Genomic DNA, 20,189 nt, shown 5'->3' with positions numbered 1-20,189 from the left:
CTGATAAAAGGAGATATACATATGAACCACTTCCAAAGTAACTTAGAGAAATATGCAGAATTAGCTGTTAAAGTCGGAGTAAATGTACAAAAAGGCCAAACTCTTGTTGTGAACGCTTCTCTAGATGCAGCTGATCTTGTCCGTTTAGTTGTCAAAAAAGCGTATGAAACAGGAGCATTGAATGTAGTGGTAAACTGGAATGACGACACTGTATCACGTACGAAGTATGACTTAGCACCAGACGAGGCATTTACGGAGTACCCTGAATGGCGAGCAAAGGAAATGGAAGAACTCGCTAAAAATGGAGCAGCCTTTATGTCCATTGTTTCTTCAAGCCCCGACTTATTAAAAGGGGTAAACCCAGAAAGAATCTCGAATTTCCAAAAAGCAGCTGGAACAGCATTAAAGGAATACCGTCGCATGGCGCAATCAGATAAAGTAAGCTGGACGGTAATTGCAGCCCCATCAGAAGCATGGGCAGCAAAAGTGTTCCCTAATGAGCCAGTAGACACTCAAATCGCTTTACTATGGGAAGCAATTTTTAAAGCTACTCGTTCAGACTTACAAGACCCTGTAGATGCTTGGAAAGAACATGACGCAAACCTTCATAAGAAAGTAGATTACTTAAACAATAAACGATACCAAAAGCTACATTACAAAGCACCAGGTACAGATTTAACAATCGAGCTACCTAACGGCCACTTATGGGTCGGTGCAGGTAGTGTTAACGAGCAAGGAAATGAATTTATGGCGAATATGCCTACAGAAGAGGTATTCACCGTTCCATTAAAAACTGGTGTAAACGGAACAGTAGCAAGCACGAAGCCACTAAGCTATGGCGGAAATATTATTGATCGTTTCTCCATCACCTTTAAAGATGGGCGCATTGTCGACGTAAAGGCTGAGGAAGGCGAAGAAATCTTAAAACGCTTAGTCGAAACTGACGAAGGTTCACATTACTTAGGTGAGGTGGCATTAGTTCCATTTAATTCACCAATCTCTCAATCGAACCTTCTTTTCTATAACACATTATTCGATGAAAACGCATCAAACCACCTAGCCATCGGAAGTGCCTACGCATTCTGCTTAGAAGGCGGGAAAACCATGACGAGTGAGCAGCTTGAAGAACATGGTCTAAATGAAAGCTTAACACATGTTGACTTTATGATTGGCTCCGACAAAATGGACATCGATGGGATTAACGAAGACGGTTCAACCGAAGCGATCTTTAGAAATGGAGATTGGGCATTCTAATAATAAGCACGACAAAAAAGCCTGGGATCAGGCTTTTTTGTTTTTTCCAACTTACTTTCCTCCAGCTTTATTCAACAGCACTTGCTTTACCACTCCTGCCGAATCACTCGTAAAAATAAGTTGGTATTCTTCAGCGGGATAAACCATCGACATTTCGTTTCCTTGCTGTTCTATTAACGACGTGCTTGGCTGGCCAAGCAACCGCTTGACTTCATGCACGGTCGTCTTCAATCGTTCTCCAGGAATCATCACTCCCGTCACTTTACTTGAGTCTGGAGACAAATAATAAGTCACCTCTGGATGTTGAAGATACTCTCCTTCATCTACCAAATAGCCTACATTCTTTCGTTTAATTTCCTCCACATTCGCTCCGATTGGATATTGAGTTCCCATCAAAAGTCCTTGCCTCGCCATTTGGAGAATCTGTTCGTTAAGAGATAGATTTAAAAATGGATGATAGAGAGACTGGGTATCTTCCCACTCGTTATACAATTGTCTCCCAAGTTCTGCATCTGCATAGCTCGTTTCATCGACTAATTGGATTTCCAGTGTCTTTGGGTCAATTCGCCACGTTTGAAAAATAAGGCCTTGTTCAATGTTGGCAGTTTGAATGAGGTTAGTGCTTATTTTCTTAATTGTATGTCCCGTTACTATAACGTCCTTACTCTTTTCCCCTATTCTTTTTATTTCTCCCTTATGATAGGTTAATAGAATTGACTTGGATTTATAACGTTCTTCAGTCTCTAGAATTGTTAGGACATGGCTTTCTCCAATCGTTAAAACCCTCGGATTGTCCTTGGAGATATTAATTACCATTTTTTTATTTATATCTTGTATCGTTTGTTTGTACGCTAGCGAAGCGCCCTTTTCTGCTAAGTAAACAGCAAGCTTTCCTTCAATGATTGTATCGCCCTTGTCACCTGATACGGTTGATTTTTTTAATACCGATGTAGTTGCATTTTGTGCATACACATATACTTCAAATTCGGTGCTCCCCTGTCTTCCCTTATACTGATAGATTGATTTTTCCTTTAACCAAGCTGTATCTTTCGTTTCTTTAAGTTCATTCTGGTCAGACGTCACTACATCGTCCATAGTTTGTTCATTTCGAGCCCCTTCTGTCTCATGACTGCATGCAGATACAAATGCCATCATCGATAATAGAGCAATTATATATATATAATTTTTCATGAAAGTCTCCATTAATATTTTTCTGAAATAATGTTCCTTATAAGTGTAACAAAAATGGGAGACAATCTACAAATCTACTTTGTTAAAAAATGAACAATTGGGCCAAGCTAGGGAGATATTCTTGAGATTGTATGCGGGAGGATGAATTCGTTCATTTTTTTGAATGCACAATAGAAATCTTCTCTTCCTCTTTAGTATGATAAGCTTTTGGGAAAGTGGATTTCAGCTTTGTGAGTCTACATCCCCTTTATGATGTCCTTTTCTTAGACTCAAACAGCTTTTGGGGTCTTCATCCCCTCTATGATGACCTTTGCTTTGACTCAAACAGCTTTTGGGGTCTTCATACCCTCTATGATGACCTTTGCTTTGCAACAAACCAGCTTTTCGGGCATTCATACCCTCTATGATGTCCTTTTCTTTGCAACAAACTAGTTTTTTTGGTCTTCATCCCCTTTATGATGACCTTTGCTTTGCCTCAAACTAGCTTTCTTGGTCTTCATCCCCTTTATGATGACCTTTTTCAACCGGAATTTCCTCCATTTTGGCCTTCATCCCAATCATGGTGATCTTCCCAAAGTCAGTGCCCCAAGTTTCAATTCTCATCCACACACAGAAAAGGCCCGGAATGAAATCATTCCGAACCCTTTGCAACTAGCTGTGGTGCCACGCTTCTTCCTAAATAACTCGCGATCACATAGGCTAGTAGAGATAATCCAATTGGCATAACGACTGTATGCATCCCAAAGGCATTTGGGTAGAAGCTATGAAATAACATATAGGAGCTCACGCCGACAATCGTTGAAGATAAGGCACCGTATTTATTTCCCTTTTCCCAGTAGAGTCCAAGCACTACAGGCCATATAAAGGCTGCTTCTAGACCACCAAAGGAGAATAAATTCAACCAGATGAGGAGATCTGGTGGGCTTAATTCCATGAGAAATACAAGTACACCAAGGATGGTCGTAACCAGTAAGCTCATCTTCTTCACATGATCGTTGCTGGCAGACGGTTTCACGTAATTTACATATACATCTTTTACTACGGCTGAGCTCACTAATAAAAGCAAGGAATCGACGGTAGACATGATAGCCGCCATTGGAGCAGCAAGAACGATTCCAGCTAGCCATGGTGGCAGGACCTCCATGGCAATCATCGGCATTACCTTGTCTCCTACCTCAATTCCAGGAATAATTGGTCGCGCGAAAACACCGATTAAATGCATACCGAGCATAATAAACCCCACGACGACCGTACCAATAATTAATGCTCTGTGCATCGCCTTTGAATTTTTGTAGGACATCGCACGAACTGTTACTTGCGGAAGCCCAACTACTCCAACTCCAACTAATATCCAAAAGGATGAAACATATAATGGCGAAAGCCCCCCATCAAATCCATAAGGAGTAATTAGCTGTGGATTTTCAGCACTGAGGTCGGAAATAATATTTGCAATCCCTCCACCTGCTGAAATGGTGGCGATTAGAAGGACGAGTGTCCCAACAAACATCACTACCCCTTGGACGGCATCTGTTACGGCAACTGCTCGAAACCCTCCGATAATAACATACACCATGACTGAAGCCGCGAAAATAAAAAGTGCACTCGTGTAGGAAAGCCCCGTCAATGATTCAATTAAGCGCGCTCCTCCTACCCACTGTGCGGCCATCGCAGAGAACAGAAAGATAATAATGCTGCTTGCAGATAATAATACGACCCACTTACTTTGATATCTCTCTTTTAAAAAGTCCACTAAGGTGACTGCTTGATACTTCCTAGACATGATGGCAAATTTCTTCCCAAGAACCATGAGGACAAAGTAGCCTGTTGATACCTGAGCCATTGCAAGTAAAACCCAGCCAAGTCCTTGTGTATATGCAACTCCTGGTCCTCCAATAAAGCTACTTGCGCTACCGTACGTAGCCGTCATCGTCATGGCTAAAATAAACCCACCTAGCTGGCGATCACCTAAGAAATATTCCTGTAAAAAAGATTGGCTTGATTGAATATATTGACTCGCCCAGAAACCAATTCCAAAGATTCCTACCAAAAAAATACATAATGGTATTAAAATTTCCCAATTCATCTTATTCGCCTCCCTCATCCTTCAGATCAAAAGAGACTTCCTTAAATACAAATTTTACAACAAGCCACACAAGAATGACCATCACCACAAAGCCGACCACACAGCTGTAGAAAAACCAAGCAGGTAACCCCCATATATACTCATATTTCTCCACTGGCTGTGAGCCTAATCCGTAGGAAAAGCCAAACCACCAGAGAAAATTGAAAATGACTAGTCCTATACCAATCCACGCCTCTTTATGAGCAATTTTAAAGCGAGGATCTTTGTTGTTTTGCTCCATTTTTCCGCTCCCTTCAACAAATCAATCAACCATCCTAGTATACCCTTTGACTTTCAAACAGCAACCTATATCACTCCACCTAAGAGAATACAGAATTTTCTTATAGTTTACCATTTTTTTCACTTTGCAGGGATTTTTTTAGAAGAAAACAAAAACAGCCCAAGGAATCTTGGACTGTAGTCTACTAACTCATTTGTACGTTCGCTGTTTGCTTCTCTTTTTTACATAGCTTAACAAGGAAATATACGATTGGTGTGTCGAGGACAGCCACCAAAAACTTGAATAGATACTGTGTTACAATTAAGCCAAATAAAGCCATGATTGGCATTGTACCGTAGAAAGCAACGACGATGAAAACAGTTGTGTCCACTAACTGGCTAAAAATTGTTGAGAGGTTGTTACGAAGCCAAAGCTTTTCCGAGCCATGCTTTTCCTTCAACTTATGAAACACCGTTACATCTAAGTTTTGGCTGACGAGATAGGATAGTAAGCTAGCAATTGTAATTCGGAAGCTACCGTTTAATATCGTTTCAAATTCAGCTTGTGCTTCGAAAAACGGTGCAGCAGGTAAATGAATAGCAGCATAGATAAAGATCCCTGCTAAGATTTGGGTAACAAAGCCTGCGAGGACTGTTTTCCTTGCTGCCTCTCTCCCGTAAACTTCGCCAATAACATCCGTAATTGGATACGTAAAGACGTATACAATGACAGCTGCCGGTAGGATCGCCCATGTACCAAGGCTAAATAGCTTGACTGCTAGAATATTAGATAGAATTAATAAGCCCGTGAAGGCAGCATTTAAATATAATAACAATGCTCATAACCTCCTTAACGATTATCTATCGTTTCAGGGTATAGATCATGGTTCATTAAACGGTAGTGAGCCATTTCTTCAAATTTCGTACCAGGCTTTCCATAGTTCACATAAGGATCAATAGAAATTCCACCTCTAGGTGTGAACTTACCCCAAACTTCAATATATTTTGGATCCATTAGTTCAATTAAATCATTCATAATAATATTCATGCAATCCTCGTGAAAATCTCCTTGGTTACGGAAGCTGAATAAATAAAGCTTTAAAGATTTACTTTCCACCATTTTCTCACCAGGAATGTAGCTAATGTAAATGGTCGCAAAGTCTGGCTGCCCTGTTTTTGGGCAGAGGCTTGTAAACTCAGGACAGTTAAATTTAACGAAATAATCACGATTTGGGTGTTTGTTGTCGAATGCTTCTAATATTTGCGGAGCATATTCGAATAGATATTGTGTCCCTTGGTTTCCTAATAGAGTAATATCTTTTAACTCTTCGTCTTTTCTTCCAGTCATAAAAAATAGCCTCCTACTATATGATTCATCACATTGAACCAATCGGGAAGCCATAGCGAAAAGAGTACATACCAGCACAGTGTGCCTTACGTGAGCTTTAATTAAAAGAATTCGGCTTTCTTGTTTAAAAAAACCAAATATTAAAAACCATATCTCTAAAAAGATATGGTTGATTAGTTCTTTATAATCAAAGCCATAGTTTTTTATAGAGGGTATTCGCTATGAACCTCTCCGCTTTACACGGAAATGTGATTTAGTTTTATTTTACCTTTGTTACTATATTGAAATTTGTTGGAATTGTCAACGAAATAAATTTGGTATCGAAACCTACTGTTCTCGTTTTTTCTATATACATAGTATAATAAGAAGTATAAGTTGAATCTATGTGAAACTTATTATCAAGACGTTCGTATAATTATATACAATCTATATGAGGTGATTAACAGATGTATGCATATGCTGAAAATCAATATTTACCATCCGTTCTAAGAGCATTTGCTCTGTCATTAGCTTTTGCTTTTCTTGGGGTTATGGCCGGCGTTTTCATTCCACCAGCTCTTTTCTTACCGCTTGCAATTCTAGAAATTGCTCTATTATTCGGTGCGTTTTTCTTAAGACGTAAGAAAGCGATTGGGTACACATTTCTTTACACGTTTACGTTCATTTCAGGAATTACAACCTATCCAATTGTTGCTCATTATTTAGCAACAGCAGGTGCAAGTGTTGTCTTATTAGCTGTTGGAACGACAGCCGTTGTATTTACAGGCTTGGCAATTTACGGAACTACTACAAAGCGTGACTTTTCTTTCCTTGGCGGGATGTTAATCGCTGCCCTTTTAGCGCTCATTGTTATTTCAATTTACAACATATTTTTCCCAATAAACTCTACAGGCATGCTTGCCTTCTCGTTCATTGGCGTACTAGTATTTAGTGGCTTTGTATTATATGATTTCAACCGTATGAAGCAGTACGGAGTGACAGCAGAAGAAGTGCCACTAATGGCATTAAACCTATACCTAGACTTTATCAACTTATTTATTAGCCTTCTACGTATTTTTGGAATCCTTAGTAGTGACGATTAGAAATAAAACGAGCAAGGATGGACGAATTACCTTCGTCCATCCTTTTTCGTTAAATTCCATATGTCTTGCAATACTGGCATGGTTTCCATCTCTTCATCGGTTACAAGCTCCCATTGAATGCCGGTTGGCTTCTCATAAGGACTGTTTGTTTCCAATATCCCCTGCTCTGTTACGATAAAATCAACCGTCAAATCATAGGGACCGATTTCAAATTCATCTTCCACAACCTGTGTACTGTGGACCGTTCCGATCACAGGAATTGGGGGATTTCCAAGCTCACGAATGATTGCATATTCCCGGTCAGCATAACCCTCTCCCTTGCCAATCCTGCGACCATCTTTATGTAAAGCAACAGAGCCTACGAGCATTAAGTCGATTGGGGGCATCTCTGATAGAGGAATCTCTTTCCCATACGCTTTCATATGCTTTAAGCTTGCGGCTTTTCTTTCTTCTCCTGCTGGAACCCATTCTGGCTTCACCATTATAAATCCTGCCTTTAGCCTTGGCGTTGGTACCAATATCGTCTTTCCATCTCTTAGTGCTTGCGCTCGAATCGGCAGCTGAGGGGCATCTGGATTAACCTTGATATTTGTGGCATCTTTGTATGCAGGCAATGAAAATACATGCTGTGCTGCTATTTCCGCTCCTTTGAAATTCGGAATCCGATGGCTTAAGGGAAAAGGAAAGCGTCCTAATTTGTGTTCAGTTAAGTAATTCCATCGTTCTTGACGGATATCGTCCTTTGTCTTCATTCTGTTCCCTCCCATATCCATATCATCATCTTATTTCTAATGATGGAAAAAGTAAAATATAGTTCCAAATTTTTCTTGCATTCTTTTTTTGAATCATATATATTTCAATTGACCAGTGTTCAATAAGAAAGGTGATGTTTCTTAAATTGTCTCCAAGAAAAGCTTCCCAGCCAGACTTAACGAAAGAAACGATTATTCATGTGGCTAGAGACTTATTTGTCACAGAAGGATATAGCTCCCTCTCCATGCGAAAAATGGCAAAAGTCCTGAATTGTAGCCATGGCTCTATCTATTATCATTTTAAAAATAAGGCTGAGCTTTTTTATGAAATGATCGAAGCTGATTTTCGATTACTCGACGAAGAATTGACTGCAGCCATTTCAGATATAGGAGTAACGAATGAGGAAAAGCTTTTTCAAATCCTCTATCGCTTTATACAATTTGGACTGACCCATCCGAATCATTATGAAGTTATGTTTTTATTAACGGATGAGGATGTAAGAAACTATATCATAGAGCAGCCAAATAAAAGCTATCAGCAATTTGCCGAAGCGGTCGCATCCTTACATGAAACCCCTTTAACTACAAAGGAAATTTGGTCTGTATTCTTGAGTCTACATGGATTTGTGACTACGTATATTCGAAATCAATCCACCTTCGAAGATGTAAAAATGCTGGCGACATCACATATCCAGTTTTTATTAAAGGCTATTCGCTAAACTCTTCGCTATGTTACGAGTGTTTGTTACAGCTAGCATAGCTTTCTTTTTACCAACATTTGAACAGTGGTCAATAAAATTTAAGGAGATGAATTTTAATGAAAAAGGTGGCTGTTTTAGGTGCTACAGGAAGTATGGGTTATGCTTTAGTTGAGGCATTAGTTAATCGAAATATTATGACTGTTGCTTTTGCTCGCTCTGAAGCAAAGTTAACTGAATATAAGGAAACATGGGGCCCACTAGCAGAAATCATTCCCGGTGATGTCACAAACCCCTCCGATTTAAAACGGATCATCAGCTCAGTCGATACAGTAATTCATACATTAAATGTCCCCTATCAAGATTGGGATCCTACACTGACAACTATTTTAACGAATATCCTTCAAGAATGCCGCAACCAGAATGCTTCTCTCCTATACGTAGACAATATTTATTCTTATGGCTATCAGCATGCGAAAGCGACTGAGCAATCCCCCAAGCTGCCCCATACGAAAAAAGGAAAGATTCGCCTACAGCTTCAAACGTTAATAGAAGAATCTGGCGTCCCATATGTTATTGCTCACTTTCCAGATTTCTATGGACCCAAAGCAGGTAGCACGGTACTACAATACACATTTGAACAGCTCTCAAAGAAAAACACTGTAGGGTTTGTTGGGGATCTCACGGTTCCAAGAGAATTTATCTATACAAAAGATGGTGCTGAAGCATTTGTCGATCTTGCCCTTCACCAAGAAGCCTATGGACAAATTTGGAATATTGCCGGCGCAGGAACTATTACCGGATTAGAGATTCAAGAAATCGCTTCTTCCTATTTAAACAGAAAAGTTACATTTAAGCCGATACGAAAATGGATGATTAAAGCTTTCGGCCTGATCAACCCTTTTATGAAAGAGTATGTAGAAATGCTCTATTTAAATGAAACACCCGTTATCTTAGATGGAAGCAAATACGAGACCATCATTGGCCCTATCCCTAAAACTCCTTATTCAATTGGGTTTCAGGAAACATTCAATGATTTACTGAAAGAGTAGATTATCCAATTGCTCGCACTTACACGTGCGGGCTTTCCTCAAATAAACGCTTATGTTTAATCTAGTATCAAGGCGGGTACATATGGAATAAGCTTAGCCGAGGAGGAATCAAGATGAATAATCGTTCAATCAATTTTCTAGCTGGTGTTGGAATTGGAAGTGCTCTATTATTTGCCTACAAGCCAAGCCGTGATCGTCTAAAGGAAATCGGTTCTAAACTATCTAAAACGGTTATGAATTCTAAACCCACGAAGCAAAAATCCTTTCCAGTTGAAAAAGCGGGAAACCCTCATCCGCAAGATTTTGAGGATAATAAAATGGTAAGTGAAGGTGCGATGTATTCAGTAGATTACTATAATCAGAAAGAACAAGCCTAAGGGTTTCCCTTAGGCTTGTTCTTAGCTCCATCGTTTTTCTGGAAAAGTTAAAAGCACGGTCATCCCGATTTTTTTACAAATGGTCAAATAGTGCATCAGAGTTAAAAGGACAATTCCTGTATTCATTCCAATGATCACTCCATCCATTTGAAACTCGGGAAGCCTCCCTAGCAGATACATAAGAGCGAATGAAATAATGGTTGACCAGACGGTGTGAAAAAACGCATCCTTCATTAACCCTAGTCCAATGAGATAGGCTTGCATAGGAATCACAAAGAAATGCAAAAGGAAGTATGGCCATAATAGCTTTAAGAATCCCGCAGCCTCTGGCGAATCAAAAAAGATACTTGTTAATGGTTCGGCAAATATATAAAAGACAACTACCGACGGGACTCCATATATGAATGTAATCATTATCACTTGTTGAAGAAGCTTTTGCAGGTTCCCAAACTCTTTGTCAGCATATTCCTTTGAAACAGTCGGAATGAGCGTCACCAGCAAGGAATGTGCGATAAACGCTGGGAAAAATCCAATCGACATCGCCACACCTGCAAGCATTCCAAATTGTTCGGTGGCAACTGTCTCAGATAATCCAGTTTGAACAAGTGCTGCTTTAATTAAAAATGGTTGTACTGCATGGGTAAGGGAGTGAAAAATCCGAAGAGCTGTTGTAGGAATCGATACAGCCATTAAATTTTGCCGGATGCTTTTTTTACTCATATGCTCGGATGGACGATTTTTTATATGATGATATTGAATAATAAACATATAAAATAAATAGGCAAACACGACAAGTTCGCTTCCTACAAATGTACAGAAGGCAATTAAGATTGCCATTTCTAATTCAAATTCAAACATTTGGTATAAGAATACGAGTAAAAGAAGCTGCAACACCTTTCGAACAAAGTGAGCCATCGCAATTTTTCCCATCTGCTGCTTCCCCATAAAATAGCCTCTCGTAATCGAAGAAAAAGAGATCACCGGAATCAATAGAATCACAAGCCACCTAAACAGAGGATGATATGGATTAAATACGGTTATATGCGGAATAATCAAGATCGTTAACGCAAGTAAGCTCCCCGTTATAGCAAGCGTCAGATAAAAGGCATGCTTCAGCATACCACGATGATATTTCTCATCCTTCTCCGCAATAAATTTGGAGACTGAAATTGGAAATTCAAAGCTAGCTAGTAGGATAATTAAGAAAATTGTAGGCAAGATAGACATATACAACCCTAAGCCATGCTCTCCTAATTCCTTCGCAAGCGTCATATTAATAAAAAACTCCACACATTCCCCTAGAAACGTAGCAACAATTAACAGCAGTGTGCCTTTCATAAATGTATTCAATGTTGTCTCCCCTTACATAGCTTGTTCACCTCTTATACATATGAGACAAAGGGGAGAATTATGGTTATTTCTCACATATTTTCCTTGTTTGACGAGTTGGTTTCACGGTTCAATGAGTGAATTACAGCTTGAGGATTCTTTTTAAGTGTTAATGACCAAAATGATTAGATTACTAGGCTAAAAGAGGCTTCATTCAACTGATGATGACTTTTTTTACAAGAAAGTTAGAGAGATTAGGCCATCATCAAGTCGATGATGACCATAATATTTAGATTATTAAGCCAAAAGAGGCTTCATCAAACCGATGATGACCATAATGGCAAGAATACGTGGACAAATGAGGCATCATACAAACGATGATGACCATAATGATTAGATTACTAAGCCAAATGAGGCTTCATTCAACTGATGATGACCTTTTCCACGAAAAAATCAGATTAAAAAAGGCGCTTGCTTTCCAGGGGAACGTTGCACCAAACCGCCCAGTCATGCGCCTATGGAAACTTGACTGTAATGCTAATCCCAAGGAATTCAAGCACCTTCCATTCCATTCACCTAGTCAGACTTTGTACCTGGCTCATTCAAATTCACTTCGATATTTTTCAGGGAGCAACTCAAGGACGTGGCATTTGACAAGTTCTCCATTATAAGTAAGGATAACCTCCGTATCTTTTCCATAATCACTAATTAGCTCTCTGCACATCCCGCATGGTGCTACTACCCAGCATTTTTCTTTTTCATCATCATGATGAGGATGAGCAACCGCTACAATGGTTTCAAAATCATGTTCACCTTCCGAAATGGCCTTCCCCATCGCCATTGCTTCTCCACAAACTGTTATTCTCCCGACATTCGCTTCAACATGAACAGCTGAGTAGATTTGACCTGATTTCGTTCTTACAGCTGCTCCGATATGATGCCTACCATAACGATAGTTTCTTTCAATAACCTTTTCTGCTTCATTAATTAGTTGATAATCTTGCGCCTCTAATGGCTTTACCTTTAACATCAGCAATCTCCTCATGCTTCAAATTTTTCGAGCTCTTGATACAACTCTGCTCGCTCATCCTCTAGACGCTGTTTCTCCGAATAAATTTTCTGCAAGGTGTCTAATTCCATTTCATTCTTTAACGCTTCATCCATCTCATAAATTTTTTGTTCAATGCTCTCTAGAAGAACCTCATATTTCTCAAAAGAATGTGAAGGTTTCTTCTCTTTAATTGGAGATGGTTTCAATTCCTTCACAGCCTTTAGCGGAGCAGGCTCTTTTCTATGAATTTCTCCGCGTTTTGCTTTTGCCCAATCATAATTCCCATCAAAGACCTGGACTTTTCCACGTTCAATCCAATAAATTTTTTCGAACAGCTTGTTAAGAAAATAGCGGTCATGGGAGACAGCCAGGATCGTACCTGAAAATTCAGCTAACGCTTCTTCCAGCACCTCCCTGGAGTCGATATCTAAGTGATTGGTAGGTTCATCGAGTAGCAGGAAATTTATGTCCTGATGCATCAGCTGAGCAAGTCGAAGCCTCATACGCTCTCCACCACTTAAATGGTTGACCTTGCGAAACACCGCATGGCCGTAGAATAGAAATCTCGCTAATAAATGACGTGCCTCTCCTTCGGTCACATGGACGACATTTCGGAATGCCTCAAGGACCGTTTCCTCTTCATGCTCTCCATATACATGCTGAGAAAGATAGCCTATTTTTACTTGACTACCTATGCGAACTTCACCCGTATCAACCGTGCATTCCCTTAGAATCATCTTTAGTAATGTTGATTTCCCAGTACCATTTTCTCCAACAATTGCAACTTTTTCTTGAAATTGAATATGAATATGCACATCCTCTAAAAGCTTGCGATCTTGATAGGACTTGTCAATTCCCTTCAGCATGACTACATCTTTGCCGCTACGGTCAGCCGATTGGAGATCAAGATTCATTTTTTTGCGATTAAGGACAGGCCGGCTCAGTTTTTCCATACGCTCCAGAGCTCGCTCCATATTTCTAGCTCGTTTATGAAGCCCTTCATTTGGTGGGTTCGCATTATTTGCCCACTCTCTTAGTCTTTTGATAGCTTCCTTCATCTTCTTTATTTTCTTTTGCTGCTCTTCATATGCTTGAAATTCCTTTAATAATCTCTCTTCCTTTTCCTTCACAAAATTTGAATAGTTTGTATGATACAGCTGGATTTCGCCATCCTCTAAGTCCATGATCTTCGTTACGACCTCATCTAGGAAATAGCGATCATGGGAAATAACCGCAACCGTTCCCTCATATTCCTTTAAAAATTGGCTTAGCCACTCTACCGCTATTAAATCGAGATGATTTGTTGGTTCATCCAATAACAGAAAATCAGGTTTCTTTAATAACAATAGCGCGAGACCGACCTTTGTCCTTTCTCCGCCACTTAAGTTGGAATAAGGTTTATTCAATAGAGCTTCAATTTTTAACCCATTGGTGACACGATCAATTTGAGCTTCAATTTCGTATCCGTTTCCATGAATGAAACGTTCCTGAATCTTACCATATTGCTCAACTAATCTTCCAAGCTTCTCTTCGTTCTGTTCGGTCACCATTTGCTCTTCCATGCGCTTCATCTGACTTTGCATTTCAATCAATGAGGCAAAGGCTGTTCGTAATACACTTCTCGTTTCCATTTCATATGGAAATTCAGGAAGCTGAGCTAGATAGCCAATCATCAAGCCCTTCTTCCAGTGGATTTTACCCGAATCAGGGGTTTCCTCCCCAGCTAGCATTTTAAAAAGGGTTGTTTTCCCTCCGCCATTTCGACCTACAAATCCAATGCGATCATTTTCACTAATTTCTAATGATATATTTTCAAAAATGGTATTTCCACCGTACATTTTTCCAATTTCATTTACACTACAAGCAATCATTATGATGGCCTCCTCTTAATTAGAGCCATCTCTTTATATATTAAAAAGCCATGGAAGATACACTCCTTCCATGGCTTTTCGGTTAAACGATACCGATGTAGAAAAAGAGATGAACTCACTGTTTTATTTTGCATATGCAGTTGTTAAAAAAGGGCACACGTGTCCCGTTGATTGCTGCATCATGAAAAATTGCACGAAAAATATATAAAGAATCTAACATCTCTTCTCGTGCATAAACAGTTGTATTCATCCTTTTTCCACCTCCTCAAACATATTTTCTCTATTTTAATATTTCTAAAAATTCTTTTCAAGTACTTATTGGTTTATTCACACAAATTTGTTTCAGAAATTTGGTTATTCAACTAATGAGTGTTTAAACGCATAAATAACTGCTTGGGTTCGATCCTGTACTTCGAGCTTACTTAGTACATTGCTCACATGAGTTTTGACGGTTTTTAAAGCAATAAATAGCTCGTCGGCAATTTCTTGATTTGTTTTTCCTTCAGCCATAAGCAATAGAATCTCCATTTCTCTTGAAGTAAGTCCATCATGAAGAGGTACAGAATGCTTTTGGCGCATTTTCATCATCATTTTTCCTGTTACTTCTGGTTCAAGAACAGGTTGACCACCGTATGTAGCTCTAACTGCATCGGCAATTTCACCGGCTTTAGAGGTTTTAAGCATATAGCTAGTTGCTCCCGCTTCTAATGCGGGATAGACCTTTTCATCATCAAGAAAGCTTGTGACAATAATGATTTTGGCCTCTGGCCATTGTTCTATAATGTTTCGAGTAGCTTCAATTCCATCCATTTCATTCATGACTAAGTCCATTAAAATGATATCTGGTCGCATTTCCATTGCCATATGAATCGCAGTACGGCCATTATCAGCTTCTCCAACTACCTCAATATCTGGCTGAGCTGCTAAGTATGCCGAAACCCCTATCCGAACCATTTCATGGTCATCTACGAGTAGCACTTTAATCATGGTCCTCCCCCTTTTCTTCTAGAATTGGAATCTTTACTTCAAGGCGTGTTCCTTGATTTTTAATACTAATAATTTTCATCGTACCGCCGATTTCGACTGCCCGTTCATTCATGTTCTGCAATCCGTAAGAGCCCGCCTTTGCTCCTTCCACATCAAAGCCAACTCCGTCATCTGCAACGCGTAATATCACCCATTCATCCCGCTTAATTAACAATACTTCTAATTTATTCGCCTTTGAATGGCGTAATGTATTGGACACCGATTCTTGTAAAATTCGAAACAGATGATCCTCTATTCCTTTTTCAACAGGGAAAGATTCTACCTTCCATTCAATCTTCATCGTAACCTTTTGCGTTAGTTCAATTAGGAGCTCTTCTACCCCTTGTTGAAGAGTTTTTCCTTTAAGTGCCACTGGTCTTAAATGTAGGAGAAGGGCCCTCATTTCAAGCTGCGATTGATGGATCATCGACTCAACCATTTTAAGCTGCTTTGTACGAGGATCATCAAGCATTTCCCCTGTTTCATTAATAGCCGACATAAGCATGGATGCGGCAAATAGCTGCTGACTCACTGAATCATGAAGCTCACGTGCTAGACGATTGCGTTCTTCGGATATTATTTCTTGAATTCGATTTTCTTGATCTTCTGCTTTTTCATTAGCTAGCTTTTGTGTAATTTTTGCTTGCTCAGCTATGAGTCGCTGGACCTTTCCGACTTTATCCGCGATAGTCAATACATCCGTTGACCCTTTCAAATTTTCTTCAGCTACAGATCGCCCTTCTACAATCTCATGTAACCACCGATCTACCGAATACAGGGAATTTTTCCATGAAAGGCCTGAGCCAAAGCCAAAAATGATGCCAATTGCAATACTGACACTTGGAACAAAGAGGGCAAACGGTATATCCATTAGCTTCCGATTCCAGAGCTCCTCCCAATTCATTGGTGGAAATACAACAAAGTAAGAAGCTAGCAAAAGAACGGTTAAGATGAGAGATAATCCTACGCCCCAAACAATTTGCCGTTGAATGGTATTCATACTCTTTTCACCTCAAGGTCACCAACAAAAAACGAAGTGAAAATTTTTATTTTTTGCGTAGCTCGGTCAAACCCTGCTGTTTGTATATGAAGGTTTTGATTTATCATATTGGATTGATGATAATCAAACACCGTAGTTGTCCCAGCAATTACCGAATGATTCACACAAACTTCCAGATCATAAGGAACGTAGACTTGGACCTTCCCGACAAAATTTCGAATAAATATAACTGTTTCTCCCTTTGGCAATACCGTGTACCCTAAGTCAATGACAGTATCACCAATCCCCGCTTGGATGTTAATATCATTCCACTCGTATACATAGTCAGGTGTCTTTTTTTCTCCGAATAAAAAATTCTCAAACAGAGGCTTACTCTTAATAAACGTATCTACTAGTTCGGCTTGATTTGGTTCTTTCACAATCGGGCGGATCCGCTCTGGTTGTCCCTTGGAAGTAGCAAATTGGATAACCAAGTACCCCAGAAGAGCCAGTAGAAGAAATTTAAATGCCAGCATATCAAATACAATGATGATTAAAAAAACGACTCCACCCCAGAAAAAGATTTTCCCAGAAGTTCGAGGCAATCGTTGGCGACCAATATAGGTAAAACCGACAGCAACGAGAATAGAAAATATTAGACCTGGACTAATAAATACAATTTCAAATAATAGAATAATAACTCCAACGACCATTATCCAGCTAATATAGTCCTTTTTTATTCGGTTAAACACAATATCAATCCCCCTTTCCATCAAGTGTAAATAACAGGTTTAAGTAACGAAAGGCGTAGTTGCCTACGCCTTTAGAATACCATGTCCAAAGTTATGAAATGCTACCAATTTCCTCATTCTTCATATTTTTTTCTAATTGGGTAATGCGAGCATCAATTGTGTTACGGTAGTATGAGCTATTCACTTGGTGCTCTAACCGATCAAGATAAGATTCAATCTCTTCAAAGCGTGAAAATGCATGGTTTTGAGAATATGCATGATCATCTAATACCTTGCTCATTTGATGATGAGCTCTAGTGACATTTTCACGTCCCATAAGCTCCAATCTACGGATATTCATTTCCTTAAGCTTATGCTTCATTTGTTCATATTTCTGCTCTAGTGTATCCAATTGTTGAACAGCTGTTTGCAGGGCTGATTTCAATTGCTCTGCGCGGTTTTCATACTGTGTTTGCTCGTTTGCTGCAAATTGGGCTAATTCTACTTCACCAGCTTCTGTTGCTACCTCTTTTTGATGCTTGCGCTTAGCAGCAAGCTGCTCTGCATGACGGTATTCGCGGTTAAATTCTTCCTTTAATGTATATTGACGCTCTAAAAGCTTTCGAACTTTTTCCGTTTCTTGCTCACATTGGCGAAGGTACTGATTCAATAAAGCGATTGGGTTTTTCTTCTCCTTATGGTCAATTGCTTCATGCATATCTGCTAATACGATATTTTTTATTCTTGTAACTAAGTTACCCATGTTTTACCCTCTCCTTAAGAATAATTTTTTAAGTTCGACCATTCTTTTTCAAAGTTAACGAATGGATCTTGTGACTCTTTAACAACAACCTTTTCTTGATTCCACTTTTTATACACAACATATAGAATATAAGCAGCTGCAATTCCAAGAATTGCTGGTACATTTGAAGCCGATGCGAGTAGAGCAAATATTCCAATTATGCTCCAACCAACCTTGGCCATCCCTGACTCAGCCTTTAGAAACTGTTTAAAGACAAAGTAGAGAATTCCTAAACTAACCGCTAAAGCAACCATTGGTCCCAAGTGTGAAATCAATACAATTGCCGCGATCCCTCCGATAAGAAACAATCCAAATTTTTTCATTGTCGTTTCCTCCTTTCTTGATACCATCTTACCTAGAATTTCGCTTTGTCATAACGAGCCTGAGCTTTATTTTTGGATAAGACCTGAGGCTTAGTCGTTATGGGACTAGCTGGTTTTCATTTGATTGAGGTGTAATTGTGATTTGTTAGGGAATGACTAAAGACAACATTCGGCTAAGGGAGGACTACGCTTGTTTGGGATGGAAGACTTTATCAAGTTCTTACAAGGCTTTTTCATCGTCTTTCCGATTGTGACGTTTGTTCATCTAATGGGACACACCTTTTTTGTGTTCCTTTTCGGTGGAAAAGGCATTCGCATTTTCATTGGATGTGGGGATAAGCTGTGGGGAACTCGCGGGCTTGAGCTGAGGAAGTTTTATTTTTGGTATGGTGGCTGTGAATTTAAGAGTCTAAGGGTCAATCATCGAATCTCCCATTCGCTAATTTTCATCGGAGGGAGTTTATTTAACTTAATTAGTATTTTTGTTGTTAACAAGCTCGTTGAAGTTCAGGTGCTAGAAGATTCGATGCTATGGTATCAGTTCATTTACTTTTCATTTTATTTTATTTTCTTTGCCCTTTTTCCAATGGATTTGCCCGATGGATACCCAAGCGATGGGAAAGCGATTTACTCGATTTGGTCATCAAAAGTAAAAGAGGTCTCGTCTGAGGATTGTCATTGGAGGATTGAATAAGAGAAAAATGACACAGGATACCTAGAATATCTAGCTATAGTCTAATTTCATATTCTCGGTTGGGTATAGTTGTTTTAAAAAAAGAATTCTTGATGAGATGAGTGTAAATAGCCAGGTGCTTGTTTTCAGGGGGGCGTTCGCCAAGCCTCCTCGTCCTTAGAGCTGTGAGGTCTCGGCAGTAACGAAAATCCCCCAGGAGTCAAGCTCCTTCTGATCCAATCACCTATTTTGGCTACCTTTTTGCACTTTTTTAAATAATAAAAAAGACTCTTTTCGTAAAGGGTGTTGCTTGCAAATATACCAAGGAGCAATTTACTTTTTATGGTATTATAAAAAAAGAGGCTTTTGAAGCTAACGGAGCTGGATTGTTGAATATTAACGAAAGAGAAAAATTAGTAAATAGAGTAACCCGTTTTAAAGAGGGATTAGGCTTTATCCATTGTGGAGGTGTCAAGATAAAAAAGGTGGAATTTACTCGTTTTTAACACCTCTTATTAAGATGGTCAAAATAGCAACAATCTATGTGAAAAGAGCCAAAACAAAACAGGACAGAGAACGTGCTCTCCATCCTGTTTGTTGACAGCCTGAGGTGTTGATAAGCTTATTTTGACATAAACATTTGCGTCCAATAATGACGGTAGGAGCCGCCCTCAGCATAACCTACTCCGATATGTGTGAAGGAAGAGCTTAAAATGTTTTTGCGGTGACCTGGACTATTCATCCATTCTTGAACCACCTTTTGTGGTGTGTTTTGACCTGCTGCAATATTTTCCCCAGCACTTTTATACGCGATTCCAAAGCTCTTCATCATTTGGAATGGATCCCCGTATGTAGGACTCGTGTGGGAGAAATAATTTTTATCTCTCATATCAGCAGACTTATAACGCGCGACGCGTGACAACTGCCAATCTGCTGTAAGTGGTTTTAGGCCATATTTTGCACGCTCTTGATTGGTCAATTGAATCACTTGGTGTTCAATACTTTTAACGGCATTGTAATCAGGAATCGTCACCTTTTGACCTGGGTAAATGAGAGCTGGATTCTTGAATTGCGGATTGGCCTCAATTATTTCAGATAATCCTACTTGATATCGGACCGCAATTTTCCAAAGAGAATCCCCTGGTTGGACCGTATACACCTCTTGTGCAAAAGAAATCGAAGGTACTGCAAAAATAGAAATCGCTAGCGTTAAACTTAATAGAATTTTTTTCATTTGTTTCCACGCCTCCTCGATTATAGAATTCGATTTCTTCGACGAAAAAAACCAGGATAAATATACCAATTTATT

General features: G+C 39.4%; 23 protein-coding genes. 6 read left to right on the top strand and 17 right to left on the bottom strand.

Translation table 11 applies throughout. The features are described 5' to 3' along the window. The first annotated feature begins 21 nt into the window (after nt 1-21). On the top strand, nt 22-1,254 hold the full coding sequence (locus tag LS684_RS03145) for an aminopeptidase (protein WP_233809863.1): 1,233 nt from the start codon (nt 22-24) through the stop codon (nt 1,252-1,254). 51 nt (nt 1,255-1,305) lie between these two features. On the opposite strand, the gene LS684_RS03140 is transcribed toward LS684_RS03145, so the two are convergent. From LS684_RS03140 to queF, 6 genes are all read right to left on the bottom strand, one after another. Then, complete coding sequence (locus tag LS684_RS03140) at nt 1,306-2,445, bottom strand: hypothetical protein (protein ID WP_233809861.1); 1,140 nt, start codon at nt 2,443-2,445, stop codon at nt 1,306-1,308. 480 nt (nt 2,446-2,925) lie between these two features. Continuing rightward, nucleotides 2,926-3,048 carry a hypothetical protein gene (locus LS684_RS24075; protein ID WP_267930360.1) on the bottom strand — a complete coding sequence of 41 codons (123 nt, stop codon included), beginning with the start codon at nt 3,046-3,048 and terminating at the stop codon, nt 2,926-2,928. Nucleotides 3,049-3,076: 28 nt separating this feature from the next. Then, entirely contained in the window at nt 3,077-4,528 is a 1,452-nt protein-coding gene (panF, locus tag LS684_RS03135) for a sodium/pantothenate symporter (RefSeq protein ID WP_233809859.1), read from the bottom strand. Between the two features lies 1 nt (nt 4,529). Continuing rightward, a complete protein-coding gene (locus tag LS684_RS03130) occupies nt 4,530-4,808 on the bottom strand; it encodes a YhdT family protein (protein ID WP_233809857.1) in 279 nt (92 codons plus the stop codon). A 184-nt stretch (nt 4,809-4,992) separates the two neighbouring features. Beyond that, nucleotides 4,993-5,622: a queuosine precursor transporter gene (locus tag LS684_RS03125; RefSeq protein ID WP_233809855.1), complete on the bottom strand. Its 630-nt coding sequence runs from the start codon at nt 5,620-5,622 to the stop codon at nt 4,993-4,995. A 14-nt stretch (nt 5,623-5,636) separates the two neighbouring features. Continuing rightward, nucleotides 5,637-6,134: a preQ(1) synthase gene (gene queF, locus LS684_RS03120; RefSeq protein WP_233809853.1), complete on the bottom strand. Its 498-nt coding sequence runs from the start codon at nt 6,132-6,134 to the stop codon at nt 5,637-5,639. A 446-nt stretch (nt 6,135-6,580) separates the two neighbouring features. On the opposite strand from queF, the gene LS684_RS03115 reads away from it, so the two are divergent. After that, complete coding sequence (locus LS684_RS03115; RefSeq protein ID WP_233809851.1) at nt 6,581-7,216, top strand: Bax inhibitor-1/YccA family protein; 636 nt, start codon at nt 6,581-6,583, stop codon at nt 7,214-7,216. Nucleotides 7,217-7,242: 26 nt separating this feature from the next. On the opposite strand, the gene LS684_RS03110 is transcribed toward LS684_RS03115, so the two are convergent. Continuing rightward, a complete protein-coding gene (locus LS684_RS03110; RefSeq protein WP_233809849.1) occupies nt 7,243-7,968 on the bottom strand; it encodes a 5-formyltetrahydrofolate cyclo-ligase in 726 nt (241 codons plus the stop codon). A gap of 146 nt (nt 7,969-8,114) precedes the next feature. Between LS684_RS03110 and LS684_RS03105 the strand changes: the two genes are divergently transcribed. From LS684_RS03105 to LS684_RS03095, 3 genes are all read left to right on the top strand, one after another. Then, nucleotides 8,115-8,687: a TetR/AcrR family transcriptional regulator gene (locus tag LS684_RS03105; protein ID WP_233809847.1), complete on the top strand. Its 573-nt coding sequence runs from the start codon at nt 8,115-8,117 to the stop codon at nt 8,685-8,687. A 98-nt stretch (nt 8,688-8,785) separates the two neighbouring features. After that, nucleotides 8,786-9,718, top strand: coding sequence for an NAD-dependent epimerase/dehydratase family protein (locus LS684_RS03100; protein WP_233809845.1), 933 nt, complete (start codon nt 8,786-8,788; stop codon nt 9,716-9,718). Nucleotides 9,719-9,831: 113 nt separating this feature from the next. After that, the gene (locus LS684_RS03095; RefSeq protein WP_233809843.1) at nt 9,832-10,095 is read left to right on the top strand and encodes a hypothetical protein; all 264 of its coding nucleotides are present in this window, start codon (nt 9,832-9,834) and stop codon (nt 10,093-10,095) included. A 21-nt stretch (nt 10,096-10,116) separates the two neighbouring features. Here LS684_RS03095 and LS684_RS03090 read toward each other — a convergent pair whose 3' ends face one another. The 9 genes from LS684_RS03090 to LS684_RS03055 all read right to left on the bottom strand — a co-directional run bounded on the left by LS684_RS03090 (nt 10,117) and on the right by LS684_RS03055 (nt 18,207). Then, nucleotides 10,117-11,445, bottom strand: a complete 1,329-nt coding sequence (locus LS684_RS03090) for a polysaccharide biosynthesis protein (RefSeq protein WP_233809841.1) — start codon at nt 11,443-11,445, stop codon at nt 10,117-10,119. Between the two features lie 577 nt (nt 11,446-12,022). Further along, on the bottom strand, nt 12,023-12,454 hold the full coding sequence (locus LS684_RS03085) for a cytidine deaminase (RefSeq protein WP_233809839.1): 432 nt from the start codon (nt 12,452-12,454) through the stop codon (nt 12,023-12,025). Between the two features lie 11 nt (nt 12,455-12,465). Beyond that, entirely contained in the window at nt 12,466-14,346 is a 1,881-nt protein-coding gene (gene abc-f / locus LS684_RS03080; RefSeq protein ID WP_233809837.1) for a ribosomal protection-like ABC-F family protein, read from the bottom strand. Between the two features lie 115 nt (nt 14,347-14,461). Then, nucleotides 14,462-14,596, bottom strand: a complete 135-nt coding sequence (locus tag LS684_RS24200; RefSeq protein WP_284701578.1) for an RAxF-45 family protein — start codon at nt 14,594-14,596, stop codon at nt 14,462-14,464. A 104-nt stretch (nt 14,597-14,700) separates the two neighbouring features. After that, nucleotides 14,701-15,333 carry a response regulator transcription factor gene (locus LS684_RS03075; protein WP_233809835.1) on the bottom strand — a complete coding sequence of 211 codons (633 nt, stop codon included), beginning with the start codon at nt 15,331-15,333 and terminating at the stop codon, nt 14,701-14,703. Continuing rightward, complete coding sequence (locus LS684_RS03070) at nt 15,326-16,372, bottom strand: sensor histidine kinase (RefSeq protein WP_233809833.1); 1,047 nt, start codon at nt 16,370-16,372, stop codon at nt 15,326-15,328. The genes LS684_RS03075 and LS684_RS03070 overlap by 8 nt, the downstream gene beginning before the upstream one ends. After that, the gene (liaF, locus tag LS684_RS03065; protein WP_233809831.1) at nt 16,369-17,103 is read right to left on the bottom strand and encodes a cell wall-active antibiotics response protein LiaF; all 735 of its coding nucleotides are present in this window, start codon (nt 17,101-17,103) and stop codon (nt 16,369-16,371) included. Before liaF ends, LS684_RS03070 begins: the two co-directional genes overlap by 4 nt. A 91-nt stretch (nt 17,104-17,194) precedes the next feature. After that, nucleotides 17,195-17,845, bottom strand: a complete 651-nt coding sequence (locus LS684_RS03060) for a PspA/IM30 family protein (RefSeq protein WP_233809829.1) — start codon at nt 17,843-17,845, stop codon at nt 17,195-17,197. Nucleotides 17,846-17,859: 14 nt separating this feature from the next. Next, nucleotides 17,860-18,207: a lmo0954 family membrane protein gene (locus LS684_RS03055; RefSeq protein ID WP_233809827.1), complete on the bottom strand. Its 348-nt coding sequence runs from the start codon at nt 18,205-18,207 to the stop codon at nt 17,860-17,862. A 199-nt stretch (nt 18,208-18,406) separates the two neighbouring features. Between LS684_RS03055 and LS684_RS03050 the strand changes: the two genes are divergently transcribed. Then, nucleotides 18,407-18,901: a hypothetical protein gene (locus tag LS684_RS03050; RefSeq protein ID WP_233811528.1), complete on the top strand. Its 495-nt coding sequence runs from the start codon at nt 18,407-18,409 to the stop codon at nt 18,899-18,901. 601 nt (nt 18,902-19,502) lie between these two features. Here LS684_RS03050 and safA read toward each other — a convergent pair. Beyond that, nucleotides 19,503-20,114, bottom strand: a complete 612-nt coding sequence (gene safA / locus LS684_RS03045) for a SafA/ExsA family spore coat assembly protein (protein WP_233809825.1) — start codon at nt 20,112-20,114, stop codon at nt 19,503-19,505. Nucleotides 20,115-20,189: the final 75 nt, after the last annotated feature.

Source organism: Cytobacillus spongiae (genome assembly GCF_021390075.1).
This window is presented reverse-complemented; position numbering and strand designations above follow the sequence as displayed.

Coding starts and splice junctions, on each gene's coding strand:
- LS684_RS03145 (WP_233809863.1), top strand. CDS start 22: ATGAACCACTTCCAAAGTAACTTAGAGAAATATGCAGAATTAGCTGTT.
- LS684_RS03140 (WP_233809861.1), bottom strand. CDS start 2,445: ATGAAAAATTATATATATATAATTGCTCTATTATCGATGATGGCATTT.
- LS684_RS24075 (WP_267930360.1), bottom strand. CDS start 3,048: ATGAGAATTGAAACTTGGGGCACTGACTTTGGGAAGATCACCATGATT.
- panF (WP_233809859.1), bottom strand. CDS start 4,528: ATGAATTGGGAAATTTTAATACCATTATGTATTTTTTTGGTAGGAATC.
- LS684_RS03130 (WP_233809857.1), bottom strand. CDS start 4,808: ATGGAGCAAAACAACAAAGATCCTCGCTTTAAAATTGCTCATAAAGAG.
- queF (WP_233809853.1), bottom strand. CDS start 6,134: ATGACTGGAAGAAAAGACGAAGAGTTAAAAGATATTACTCTATTAGGA.
- LS684_RS03115 (WP_233809851.1), top strand. CDS start 6,581: ATGTATGCATATGCTGAAAATCAATATTTACCATCCGTTCTAAGAGCA.
- LS684_RS03110 (WP_233809849.1), bottom strand. CDS start 7,968: ATGAAGACAAAGGACGATATCCGTCAAGAACGATGGAATTACTTAACT.
- LS684_RS03100 (WP_233809845.1), top strand. CDS start 8,786: ATGAAAAAGGTGGCTGTTTTAGGTGCTACAGGAAGTATGGGTTATGCT.
- LS684_RS03095 (WP_233809843.1), top strand. CDS start 9,832: ATGAATAATCGTTCAATCAATTTTCTAGCTGGTGTTGGAATTGGAAGT.
- LS684_RS03085 (WP_233809839.1), bottom strand. CDS start 12,454: ATGTTAAAGGTAAAGCCATTAGAGGCGCAAGATTATCAACTAATTAAT.
- abc-f (WP_233809837.1), bottom strand. CDS start 14,346: ATGATTGCTTGTAGTGTAAATGAAATTGGAAAAATGTACGGTGGAAAT.
- LS684_RS24200 (WP_284701578.1), bottom strand. CDS start 14,596: ATGAATACAACTGTTTATGCACGAGAAGAGATGTTAGATTCTTTATAT.
- LS684_RS03075 (WP_233809835.1), bottom strand. CDS start 15,333: ATGATTAAAGTGCTACTCGTAGATGACCATGAAATGGTTCGGATAGGG.
- LS684_RS03070 (WP_233809833.1), bottom strand. CDS start 16,372: ATGAATACCATTCAACGGCAAATTGTTTGGGGCGTAGGATTATCTCTC.
- LS684_RS03060 (WP_233809829.1), bottom strand. CDS start 17,845: ATGGGTAACTTAGTTACAAGAATAAAAAATATCGTATTAGCAGATATG.
- LS684_RS03055 (WP_233809827.1), bottom strand. CDS start 18,207: ATGAAAAAATTTGGATTGTTTCTTATCGGAGGGATCGCGGCAATTGTA.
- LS684_RS03050 (WP_233811528.1), top strand. CDS start 18,407: ATGGAAGACTTTATCAAGTTCTTACAAGGCTTTTTCATCGTCTTTCCG.
- safA (WP_233809825.1), bottom strand. CDS start 20,114: ATGAAAAAAATTCTATTAAGTTTAACGCTAGCGATTTCTATTTTTGCA.